Here is a 10,668-nt window from a genome sequence, read left to right on the forward strand (position 1 = left end):
AGGGTGGATCCAGGTCCTCGCGCGGTGTGGTGGTCGACGTATCACGCCGCCCGCGCCGGGCTCGGAGTGATGGGCACGCGACACGTGAGGGGCTCCGATGGATCCGGTGGTCGTCCTGGACGCACGCACGCTGGGCAGGCATGCCCACCGAGCCGTGGAGGGTCTCGACGACGCCGACTGGGTGTTGGTGACCCGCCGTGGACTGGACACGTCCTGGACGGCGGTGCGGGTCGGGGAGGTCCGCACGGTGCCGGACGAGGTGCCCGTGGGCGAGGCGCTGGACCTGGATGCCGCGCCGGACGTCACGACGTGGGATCCGGGCGACGACGTCGCCCGACCGGACGGCCCCGCATGCGTCGTGGGTCCGGACGGTCCGGTGGGGTCGCTGCACCTCGACCAGCTCGAGCCCACCGCCGCGGCGGCCGATCCTCCCCGCCGGGGGTTCTTCCTGCCGGGTCGCGAGGACGACGCCGGGACGGACGAGCGGCCGACCACGCGTTCGTGGAACCCACCTCCGACGCTGCGTGGCGACGGGGGCGCGGACCACGCCAGGCCGCCGGCCGTCACGTTCCCCGACACCCCGACGACACGGTCGGACCCCCCGCCGACATCGGGGGCCGAGCCACCCCAGCCGCCGATGCCGGAGCCACCCAGCGCCGGTGCGGCCGGGGAGGTCGACGATGGCGCGGGCGCAGACGGGGAGGTCGGCGCGGCGCAGGACGAGGGTGTGGAGTCGGACGGCGGGGACCAGGCGGCAGCGGACGACGGCGCCGTGACCCAGGACCTGACCACCTTCCCCCGGATGGAGGCGCCGGAGCAGGTGACGGCGGCCACCACGCTCGAACTGGTCGTCGGACTGGGGGACGCACCGATGCCCACGACCGGGGACGCACCGGAGGGTGGGCCGATGCGGGTGGTGGCTGCCGGTCCCACCGTGGACCTGGAGATCCAGGTGGTGGCGCCCGACTTCACCATGCCGGCAGGCGGTCGTCGCTTCCTGCACGTGCGGACCGACGACCCCTCGGCGTCCTCGGTGACGGTCCCACTGGTGGCACCGGCCGTGGAGGAGGCCCGCCGCACGACGGTCCGAGTCGAGTACGTCCACGGTGGCATGCCGATCGGCCAGGCCTGGCGCGAGGTCGTGGTGACCCCCACCGACGAGCGGGTCGAGGCGACCGTCGAGACGGGCGCGGCCGCGGTGACCGTGTCGGACCCGGCCAACTGGGCGGACCTGACCGTGATGGTCAGTGAGGGCCCACGCCCGGACGTCCTGACCTGGAGCTTCTTCACGGCCCACGACGTCGACATCCCCGAGCAGGCCGACCGCGGGCTCGACGCCGCGGACGCCCGGGACTTCGCCCACCAGCAGGTCGTGCGGCTGGGCCAGTCGGCGGGGTCCGAGCTCGAGGGCACCGAGCTTGCCGGCGTGTCCCGGATCGTGGCCGACGTCATGCCACCGGAGTTCTGGGAGGCCCTGGCCGCCGTGGCCGCCGTCGTGGACCAGATCCCCTCGCTGTTCCTCGTCACGGCCGATGCGTGGATCCCGTGGGAGCTGGCCTCGACCGAGCCTGCCTACCTGCCACCCGAGGTCGTCGACGCCGACGTCCCGATGTTCCTGGGTGCCCAGTTCCGGGTCGCCCGCTGGCTCGAACAGCGCAAGGTCGGACGCATGACCGCCCCGGTGCTGCCACCGCTGGACCACCACACGGTCGGCCGTCTCTGCCTCGTCATCGGCGACTACCTGGCTGCCAACGGCCAGCGCCCGCTGCCCGCGGCCCTGGCGGAGGGCGACGAGCTCAAGCGCCGCTACCCCTACGTCTGGAAGTCCGCGACGGCCACCGACCTGGCCGCGGTGCTGGGCGACCGGATCGTCGTCGAGGGTCGTCCGGTGGAGATCGACGCACTGCACCTGGCCTGCCACGGCCGGGTCAGCGACGACGTCCGCGAGACCGGGATCGTGTTGTCCGACGACCGGCGCACCCTCAGCCCGACGACCGTGCGGGGCTCGACGTTGTCACAGCGCCGCAACCCCTTCGTGTTCCTCAACGCCTGCCAGGTGGGCCAGGCAGCGCCGGATCCCGGGGGCTACGGCGGCATGGCCGGCGCGTTCGTGCGCGAGGGCGCCACCGGGTTCGTCGCACCGCTGTGGGAGGTGGCGGACGACCTCGCCAACCGGGCCGCCCTGGAGTTCTACGCCGACACGCTCGAGGGCGGACTGCCGGTGTCCGAGGCGATGCGGCGGTTCCGTGCCGGCTTCGTCGAGGGCCAGTCGACTCGCCTGTCCTACGTCTACTACGGCCATCCCGGACTGCGACTGTCGCTGGCCGACGGGGCCGCCACCGACGCACCCACGCCGGACCAGCCGGCACCCGACCGGCCCTGAGGGCCAGGAGCGACCACCATGGCACGCATCGACGCCACGCGACGCGAGGTCGCACCCGGCTACTGGGTCACGGCACCCAGCCTCGAAGGAGACGTCGAGGCCCACCCTGCCGCGCCCGGCGGCACCCGGGCCCCCACCATCGAGCAACCGACCGAGGCCCTGGTCGACGCACTCGATGCAGCCGACATGCGCGAGGTGCAGCTGCTGGAGGTCCGGGCGCGCACCACGCGCCCCGGTGGTCCGACCCGTGGTGCCCCGCCGGCCGAGGCGGCCGACACGGTGATGCTGGAGGTGCCCGACCTGGGCGACACGGTCGGACAGGTCGTCATGGCCGTCCATCCCGGCGGGGCCGTCACCTGGCACCCTCCGGCCGACCAGTCCAGCCTCGGCGGGCCCACGCGGGGTGCGGGCGCCACCACGACCTTCCGCATCCGCCTGCCCGAGGCCGGCACCACGCCGACCACGGATCCCGATGCCGACGGCGACACGCAGCGCGGGCTGCTCGGACTGGCCGGGTCCACCCTGCTCAAGGTGTTCGTGTTCCCCCTGCTGCGTGACGCCGCCGGCCGAGCCGTCCAGTCGCTGGCCGGCAAGTGGGAGGCGTCCAAGCGCCCGCCCCGCCTGCGCTGGTACGGCCCCGGGGCCGATCGGGCCGACGGCGCGGACGTCGACGGCGAGGGACTCGCCCGGCTGCGCGAGGGGCGTGGCCTGCTGCTGGTCCACGGCACCTTCTCGACCGCGGTCGCCGGCTTCGGCCAGTTGCCACGTGACCTGCTGGGGGACCTGCACCACGCCTACGGGGGACGGGTCGTGGCGCTGGAGCACCCGTCGATGTCGATCAGCCCGGTGGACAACGTCGCCTGGCTGTCCGAACGGCTGGGCGACGGGCCTGCACTGGACCTCGACGTGCTGACCCACAGCCGAGGGGGGCTGGTCGGGCGGGTGCTGGCCGGCCAGGCCGGGCCGGTCCCGGGCGTCAAGGTCGGCACGCTGGTGTACGGCGCGACCCCGAACCACGGCACGCCGCTGGCCGACCCGGACCACGTGGGCACCTACCTCGACCGACTCACCAGCCTGCTGAACCTGTTCCCGGGTGGTCCGTCGGACGTGGTGCGGGTGGTGCTCGAGGCACTGATGACGGCCGTGAAGGCCACCGTCACCGGCGGGATCGCCACCCTGCCGGGGATCAGCGCGATGGCGCCGGAGGGGGAGTGGCTGGCCGGCGTGCGGTCCGCTCCCGACAGCACCGTCGTGCACCGTGCCATCGCCGCCGACTACGAGCCGACGGGTGCGTTGGAGGTGGCGTTCAAGCACCGCGTGAAGGACGCGATCGTCGACCGGGTCATGGGACCGATCGCCAACGACCTGGTCGTGCCGACCATCGGGGTGTCGGGCACCGACGACGACCCGGACGCGATCGTGGCCGACCCGTTGGTGTTCGCGCCCGAGGACGGCGTGCACCATTCCAGCATCTTCGCGCAGCCGCGGACCCACGCCGCCCTGCGCGAATGGCTCACCGGCGCCTAGCGGCGCCACAGGTCCGGGGTGAGCAGGAGCAGGATGGGGAAGATCTCCAGCCGGCCGACCAGCATCAGTCCGGACAGCAGCCACTTGCCGGCCGGCTGGACCAGGGCGAAGTTCTCGGTGGGCCCGACCAGCCCCAGCCCCGGCCCGATGTTGCCCAGTGCACTGGCCACGGCCGACACCGACGTGACCAGGTCGAGCCCCACGACGTCGATCGCCCGGGACTCGATGACGCTGAGCGCGAAGGTCCCGGTCATGAACAGGAACATGTAGAACAGGAAGAACGACTGGACGTTGCGGACCAGGTCGGGCGGCACCGCCCGCCCGTCGAAGCGGGTCACGAAGACGCCCCGCGGATGGACCAGCCGGCGCAGGTCCGACGCGGCTGACCGGGTGAGCACGCCCACCCGGAAGCTCTTGACCCCGCCGGCCGTGGACCCGGCCATGCCACCCACGAACATCAGCCCGACCACCAGGATCTGGAGTCCGGGCACCCACGTGCCGAAGTCCGCGGTCGCGAACCCGGTGGTGGTGACGATCGTCAGGGCGGTGAACAGCCCGTCTCGGACGAGCTGCTCGATGCCGGACACCGCCGGGTCGACGTCGCCGCCGTCGACCAGCCCGATGACCAGCAGGACCATCGCCGCCACCACGATCGAGGCGTAGAGCCGGAACTCGCCCGAGCGCTTGTAGACCCCGGGGTCACGCAGCGCCCGGAAGTGCAGGGCGAACGACGCGCCCGCGGCGAACATGAACAGGATGATGACCCACTGGGTGTAGGGCCCGAACCCGGTGATCGAGGTCGACTCGGTGCCGAACCCGCCGGTCGACATCGTCGTCAGCGAGTGGTTGATCGCCTGGAACACCGACATGTCACCGAAGCTGAGCAGCACCATCTCCAGCACGGTCAGGCCGAGGTAGACCAGCCACAGTCGCTTGGCGGTCTCGCGGAACCGTGGCGTGAGCCGGTCGGGTCGTGGGCCGGGGGACTCGGCCCGGGCCAGCTCGACCCCGCCGACGCCCAGCAACGGCAGCACCGCGATCGACAGCACGATGATGCCCATGCCGCCGATCCACTGGGTCAGCGATCGCCACAGCACCAGGCCGTTGCCGAGCGCGCCCGGGTCCTCCAGGATCGACGCGCCGGTCGTCGTGAAGCCCGAGGTCGTCTCGAAGAAGGCGTTGGTTATCGACGGGATGGCCCCGGTGAACAGGTACGGCAACGTGCCGACCGCCGACATCGCGACCCAGGCCAGGCCGACCGCGGCGAAGCCCTCGCGGGTGGTGAGCTCGCCGGGCCGTCCGACCCCGCGCCACATCGCCAGGCCGCCCGCCATGGCGACGCCGGCCGCCGCGGCGATGCCCCCGGCGTCGCTCCACTCGCGCGAGACCAGCGCGACCGCGGCCGGCACCAGCATGGCCGCACCGGTGGCACCGACGACCGCGCCGATGATGTAGAGCAGCCGGCGGAACTGGCGACGATGGGACGTGCGGACCCGGGACCTCAGCGGCCGGGACCGGACCGGGGAGTCGTCGTCGGGGGGCCGGTCGGTCAGGCCGTGCACATCGCCTCGATCTCGTGGATCGCGCTGGCGGGCGCGAACACGATCAGGCGGTCGCCGGCCCCCACCGGGGTGTTGCCGGTCGGCACCGCGGCATGTCCGTCCTTGGCCACGCCACCGATCACGGCCGTGGTCGGGATGTCGAGGTCGCGGACCCGCAGGCCGTCGGCGTCGCTGCCCGGTGCGACCTCGATGTCGAGGGCCTCCGAGTCGGTGTCCTTGAAGGTCGCGACCGAGTGGATGCGGCCCCGCCGGACGAACTGCAGGATGGCGTTGGCGGCCGCGAGTCGGCTCGACACCGACGCGTCGATGTCGGAGCCCACCATCAGTCCCACGTAGCTGAGCCGGTGGAAGCGAGCCAGCGCCGTCGAGGCCCCGAGTGCCTTCGCCACCAGGCTGGCGGTCAGGTTGACGTCGTCCCAGCCCGACAGCGCCGCGACCGCGTCCCCTTCACCCAGCGACAGGTCCGACAGCACCGACGGGTCGGTCGGATTGCCGTTGATCACCAGCGCCTTGGGATGGCGATCGGCGAGCCGGCGGCACCGGGCCTCGTCGTGGTCGACCAGCACGACCTCGTGGTGCTCGGCGAGCAGCAGGTCGGTGGCCAGCTCGGCCATCCGGGTCGCGCCCATCACGACGACCCGCTGGATGCGCTCACGTTCCTTGCGCAGCAGGCAGCGGGCGCGGGGAAGGTCCTCGGTCCGCGACATCAGCAGGACGTGGTCGTGCTCCTCCACGACCGTGTCACCACGGACCGGCACCGTCTCGCCGTGGCGCACGATCGCGGCGACCGCCCAGTCGAAGCCGTCGTGGGTCGCGCGCAGGTCCACCAGGGCACGGTCCAGCAGCGGACTGTCCCGACGCACGATCCCCCCGACCAGGGTCAGCTGTCCGTCGACGAACGGCACCAGGTCCGACACACCACGTTGGCTGACCAGGTCGAGCACCTCGTGGGCCGCCATCTCGCCCGGGTCGATGACCACGTCCACGCCGAGGTCCTCGACACCCGCGATCAGGTCGGGATCCTCGATCCGTGCCACGGTGCGCTTGGTGCCCAGCACGTGGGCGGCGTGACAGGCCAGCACGTTGACGCCGTCGGAGTTGGACACCGCGATCATCAGGTCGGCGCGGGAGGCGCCGGCTTTGCGCAGGACCGCCGGACTGGCGCCGTTGCCGGTCAGCACGAGCGCGTCGAGGTGCTCTTGGACCACGGCTGCGCGGACGTCGTCGTTCTCGATGACGACGACGTCCTGGCCTTCGTTGGACAGGCGCTCGGCGAGGTAGCTGCCGACCGCGCCCGAGCCGACGATCAGGATGCGCACGGGGTGCTCCGGGTCCGGTGTCCCGGGAGGATACGTCCCGGGAGCTGTCCGACCACGCTGGTCGAGTCGCAACGGCCGACAAGTAGGCTCGTCGATGGTCGCACCGGCGGCCCACGACGAGCCCGTGACCGGGAGGCAGGATGGGAACCGACGCGACCGGGGCCGGCCGGCTCTGGGGGGCACGCCTGCAGGCCGCGCCGGCCGACGCGGCATGGGCACTGGGCGTGTCCACGGCCGTCGACGGTCGACTGTGGCGCCAGGACCTCGCCGGCTCGCGTGCGCACGCGGGCGAACTGCACCGCATCGGCGTGCTGGACGACGCCGAGCACGATCGGTTGCTCGCCGCGCTCGACCGGTGCGCCGACCTGTTCGCCGACGAGGCGTTCCCCTTCCGGGACGACGACGAGGACGTCCACGGGGCGATCGAGCGCTGGCTGGTCGACGACCTCGGGCCCCTCGGCGGCAAGCTGCGGGCCGGCCGTTCCCGCAACGACCAGATCGCCAACGACCTGCGGCTGTACCTCAAGGACGCCACCACCGGCGTCGTGGCGGGGATCCGGGGGGTCCAGCGCGCCCTGCTCGACCAGGCGGAGGTCCACCTGGGCACCGACGACCGGCCGGCCACGCTGGCCCCGGGGATGACCCACCTGCAGCGGGGCCAGCCCGTGCTGCTGTCGCACCTGCTGCTCGCCTGGGTCTGGATGCTCGAGCGTGACGCCGGGAGGTTCCTCGACGCCCGGGCGCGCATCGACGAGTCCGTCCTGGGCTCGGGCGCACTGGCCGGGCTGACCCTCGACCTCGACCCGGCCGCCTACGCCGCGTCGCTGGGGTTCGCACGGGTGGCACCGAACTCGATGGACGCGGTCGCCGCCCGCGACGGGGCCACGGAGTTCCTGGCAGCGGCGGCGATCCTGTCGGTGACCTGCTCGCGCATCGGTGAGGAGCTCGTGCTGTGGTCGACCGCGGAGTTCGGCTACGCCCGGGTCGGGGACGCCTTCTCGACCGGCTCGTCGATCATGCCGCAGAAGCGCAACCCCGACATCGCCGAGCTCGTCCGGGGCAAGACCGGTCGGGTCGTCGGCGACCTCGTCGCCCTCCTGACGACCGTCAAGGGGCTGCCGATGACCTACAACCGCGACCTCCAGGAGGACAAGGAGCCGGTGTTCGACGCGGTCGACACGCTCGAACTGGTCCTGCCCGCGCTGGCCGGGACGATCGCGTCGCTGCAGTTCGACGTCGATCGGCTGGCGACGGCGGCCGCCGGGGGGTTCTCGCTGGCGACCGACCTCGCCGAGGAGCTGGTCCGCCGTGGCGTGCCGTTCCGCGACGCCCACGAGGTCGTGGGCGGGCTGGTGCGCCGGGCCGAGCAGGCCGGCGTGGACCTGGACGGGCTCGACCCGGCAGTGATCGCCGATGCGCACGATGCGCTCGACACCTCGGTGGCGGAGCTGCTGGACGTGCGCGCGGCGGTCGAGCGACGGGACGCCTCGCTCGGGACGGCCCCCGGCAGTGTCCGGGTGCAGTTGGAGCACGCACGCCGGCTGGTCGGTGCGCAGTCCGACGACCGTCCGGGCCGCGAGGGGGGTGCCTGATGCCGCGGACCAACGACGACGTCGCGGCGGCCCTGGACGAGCTCGCCCGGCTGACCAAGGTCGACGAGCAGGACCCGAACTCGTTCCGGGTCCGGGCCTACGAGCGGGCCGCCCGCGCCGTCGAGTCCCTGTCGACCGACGTGACCGACATGAGTGCCTCGGCCCTGGCCAAGGTCTCGGGCATCGGGAAGTCCACGGCAGCGAAGATCCGCCAGTTCGTCGACGACGGCCACATCGACAAGCTCGAGTCCCTGCGCGAGAAGTACCCACCGGGGCAGTTGCAGCTGTTGCAGGTCCCGGGGCTGGGTCCCAAGATGCTCGGGCTGCTGGACGAGGTGCTGGGCGTGCGCGACCTCGACGGCCTGCGTGGCGCGATCGCCGACGGCAGCTTCGCGGACCTGCCCGGACTGGGCGACAAGACCGCCGAGAACCTCGCCAAGGCGATCGAACGGATGCACCTCGCGTCCAAGACGTCGCGCAGACCGGTCGCCGAGGTGCTGCCCGTCGCCGAGCGGCTGGTCGCCGACCTCGCCGACCTGGACGCGGTCGAGGAGGTGGCCTGGGCCGGGTCCCTGCGCCGCTTCCGCGAGACGATCGGGGACGTGGACCTGTTGGCCACGCTCGCCGACGGTGCGGACGCCGAGGACGTGATGGCGGCGTTCCGCGACCACGACCTGGCCGCTGAGGTGGTGGGGTCGGGAACCACCAAGACCTCGATCGTGACCCGGGACGGACTGTCGGTCGACCTGCGTGTCGTCCCCCCGGCGTCGTTCGGGGCGGCACTGGTGTACTTCACCGGCTCCAAGGCCCACAACATCGCCCTGCGCCAACGGGCGATCGAGCGAGGCTGGAAGCTGTCGGAGTACGACCTGGCCGATGCCGAGTCCGGGGAGGTCGTTGCCGGGGCGACCGAGGAGGAGGTCTACGCGGCCCTGGACCTCGCCTGGGTCACGCCCGAGCTGCGCGAGGACGTCGGGGAGGTGCAGCGCGCCGCCGAGGACACGCTGCCGGAGCGTGTCGAGGTGGCCCACCTGCGTGGCGACCTGCACGTCCACACCGACTGGTCCGGCGACGGTCGCGAGACCCTCGACGCGATGGTGGCCGCCCTGGTGGAGCGCGGGCTGGACTACGCGGCGATCACCGACCACGCCGAGGACCTGCGGATCAACGGGATCTCGCGCGAGGGGATGCTCGAGCAGCGCCGCGTGCTGCGGGCACTGGAGGAGTCGCGCGGGGACATCCGGCTGTTCCACGGCACCGAGCTCAACATCGGGGTGGACGGCTCGCTGGACTACGACCAGGACTTCCTCGACCGGTTCGACTTCTGCGTGGCGTCGGTGCACAGCCACTTCACGCGGCCGGTCGCCGAGCAGACCGAGCGACTGGTCACGGCGATCCGCAATCCTGCCGTCAACGTCATCGGGCACCTGACCGGCCGCAAGCTCGGACGGCGGCCCGGCATCGAGCTCGACCTCGAGCCGGTGTTCGCCGCCTGCGTCGAGACCGGCACCGCGCTGGAGATGAACGCCGCACTGCCCCGCCTCGACGCGAGCGTCGACGTCGTCCGGGCCGGGATCGAGGCCGGGGTCACGTTCGTGATCTCGACCGACTCGCACGCGATCCGGGAGCTCGACCGGGCACGCCACGGCGCCGCCCAGGCCCGCCGCGCCGGTCTCGCCCCCGACGGCATCGCCAACACCCGGCCCACGGCTGATTTCGAAGACTGGGTGGCATCTGTCCGGAGCGGGGGATGACGGCAGGAACGCGACGTTGCGAGCGAAGCGAGCAACTCGAACGCGCCCGGAGGGCGCGCATCGCCAACACCCGGTCTTTGCGCGACTTCGAGACCTGGGTCGCAGCGGTGCGCGCAGGGTGATGGGTCCGTCCCCGGGCGCGACGTGAGCGAGGTCGACTGGTCAGGTCCCTCGGCTGACCTGCTCGACGGCCCGGTCGAGCAGGTCGCTCCCCGGCTGCTGGGCATGGAATTGTCGGTGGCCCACGACGAGGCGCCGGTGACCGTGCGCATCGAGGAGGTCGAGGCCTACGACCGCGACGATCCGGCGTCCCACACCTTCCGTGGCCCGACCGCACGCAATCGCGTCATGTTCGGACCACCGGGGCACCTGTACGTCTATCGCAGCCACGGCATCCACCTGTGCGCCAACGTGGTGTGTGGGCCCGACGGTCACGGGGCGGCCGTGCTCCTGCGGGGCGGGGTCGTCGTGGCCGGACGCGCGCTGGCGGTGGCGCGTCGGGCCGGTCGTGACGGCGACGGGTGGCTGGCC

General features: G+C 72.7%; 7 protein-coding genes. 5 read left to right on the plus strand and 2 right to left on the minus strand.

Translation table 11 applies throughout. The features are described from left to right. Window positions 1-97 precede the first annotated feature (97 nt). The gene (locus KR546_RS15105) at window positions 98-2,383 is read left to right on the plus strand and encodes a CHAT domain-containing protein (RefSeq protein WP_238445549.1); all 2,286 of its coding nucleotides are present in this window, start codon (window positions 98-100) and stop codon (window positions 2,381-2,383) included. 18 nt (window positions 2,384-2,401) lie between these two features. After that, window positions 2,402-3,910, plus strand: coding sequence for a DUF7379 domain-containing protein (locus tag KR546_RS15110; protein ID WP_238445550.1), 1,509 nt, complete (start codon window positions 2,402-2,404; stop codon window positions 3,908-3,910). On the opposite strand, the gene KR546_RS15115 is transcribed toward KR546_RS15110, so the two are convergent. Together KR546_RS15115 and trkA are read right to left on the minus strand one after the other, a co-directional pair. Further along, complete coding sequence (locus KR546_RS15115) at window positions 3,907-5,472, minus strand: TrkH family potassium uptake protein (protein ID WP_238445551.1); 1,566 nt, start codon at window positions 5,470-5,472, stop codon at window positions 3,907-3,909. The two genes, KR546_RS15110 and KR546_RS15115, sit on opposite strands and share 4 nt — an antisense overlap. Beyond that, a complete protein-coding gene (trkA, locus tag KR546_RS15120; protein ID WP_238445552.1) occupies window positions 5,460-6,791 on the minus strand; it encodes a Trk system potassium transporter TrkA in 1,332 nt (443 codons plus the stop codon). Before trkA ends, KR546_RS15115 begins: the two co-directional genes overlap by 13 nt. 140 nt (window positions 6,792-6,931) lie before the next feature. On the opposite strand from trkA, the gene argH reads away from it, so the two are divergent. The 3 genes from argH to KR546_RS15135 form a co-directional block, all read left to right on the plus strand. Then, window positions 6,932-8,383: an argininosuccinate lyase gene (gene argH / locus KR546_RS15125; RefSeq protein WP_238445553.1), complete on the plus strand. Its 1,452-nt coding sequence runs from the start codon at window positions 6,932-6,934 to the stop codon at window positions 8,381-8,383. After that, entirely contained in the window at window positions 8,383-10,137 is a 1,755-nt protein-coding gene (gene polX, locus KR546_RS15130) for a DNA polymerase/3'-5' exonuclease PolX (protein WP_238445554.1), read from the plus strand. Before argH ends, polX begins: the two co-directional genes overlap by 1 nt. 144 nt (window positions 10,138-10,281) lie before the next feature. After that, the coding region (locus KR546_RS15135; protein WP_238445555.1) for a DNA-3-methyladenine glycosylase at window positions 10,282-10,668 on the plus strand (387 nt) is incomplete at its 3' end.

The organism is Salsipaludibacter albus, from assembly GCF_019798055.1.
In the GTDB taxonomy this organism is placed as follows: Bacteria; Actinomycetota; Nitriliruptoria; order Nitriliruptorales; family Nitriliruptoraceae; genus Salsipaludibacter; species Salsipaludibacter albus.

Bases quoted from the DNA above. Each gene is read 5' to 3' on its own strand.
- polX (WP_238445554.1), top strand. From the start codon at position 8,383: ATGCCGCGGACCAACGACGACGTCGCGGCGGCCCTGGACGAGCTCGCC.
- KR546_RS15105 (WP_238445549.1), top strand. From the start codon at position 98: ATGGATCCGGTGGTCGTCCTGGACGCACGCACGCTGGGCAGGCATGCC.
- KR546_RS15110 (WP_238445550.1), top strand. From the start codon at position 2,402: ATGGCACGCATCGACGCCACGCGACGCGAGGTCGCACCCGGCTACTGG.
- argH (WP_238445553.1), top strand. From the start codon at position 6,932: ATGGGAACCGACGCGACCGGGGCCGGCCGGCTCTGGGGGGCACGCCTG.